Source organism: Klebsiella sp. EMBS2024 (assembly GCF_036233805.1).
Classification (GTDB): domain Bacteria; phylum Pseudomonadota; class Gammaproteobacteria; order Enterobacterales; family Enterobacteriaceae; genus Klebsiella; species Klebsiella pneumoniae.
The window spans coordinates 2895355-2896129 of the sequence record NZ_JAZARW010000001.1; the positions used below are offsets into that span (position 1 = coordinate 2895355).

The following is a 775-nucleotide window of genomic DNA, read 5'->3' on the forward strand; positions in this document are numbered from 1 at the left end:
GCGCCTTCGCCGCTGACGCTGCCGTTTTTACCCTGATACTGCAGAGCAAAGTTCAGGCCGTCAACCAGACCGAAGAAATCAGAGTTACGGTAGGTTGCAACGCCGTTAGCACGGGACTGCAGGAAGTTGTCAGAACCGTAGGTGTCGCCGCCGAATTCCGGCAGAACGTCGGTCCAGGACGTTACGTCGTATACTACGCCGTAGTTACGACCGTAGTCGAAAGAGCCCGCGTCGCCAAATTTCAGGCCTGCGAATGCCAGACGAGTCCATGCCTGATCGCTGGAGCTTTCAGTGTTGTTCGCCTGAACGTTGTATTCCCACTGGCCGTAACCGGTCAGCTGGTCGTTGATCTGGGTTTCGCCTTTCACGCCTACACGCATGTAGGTCTGGTCGCCGTCGACGCTCTTGTCGTCAGAGAAGTAGTGCAGACCGTCAATTTTACCGTACAGGTCTAATTTGTTGCCGTCTTTGTTATAAATTTCAGCCGCATTTGCTGCGCCTGCTACCAGCAGAGCCGGTACCAGGAGGGACAGTACTTTAACTTTCATGTTATTAACCCTCTGTTTGTTATATGCCTTTTATTATGCCACNGCTTACTGATTACCCTTCTAATCAGTCGGCTATTTCATTGTGCTGCAAAATGCAGAATAATCCAACAAGAATATGATACTAAAACTTCTAAGATGTTTCAAAGTTCCCACAAGATGTTTCAATTTGTAAATTCAGCGGAACTTTTTTCACCGCAAAATGGTCAGGGAAATACGCACTAATCATC

The 775-nt window shown here is 48.7% G+C and carries 1 pseudogene; it reads right to left on the bottom strand.

The features are described from left to right. Window positions 1-548 (bottom strand): annotated as a pseudogene (gene ompK36, locus VZP09_RS13320) (porin OmpK36); the annotation flags it as partial. Window positions 549-775: the final 227 nt, after the last annotated feature.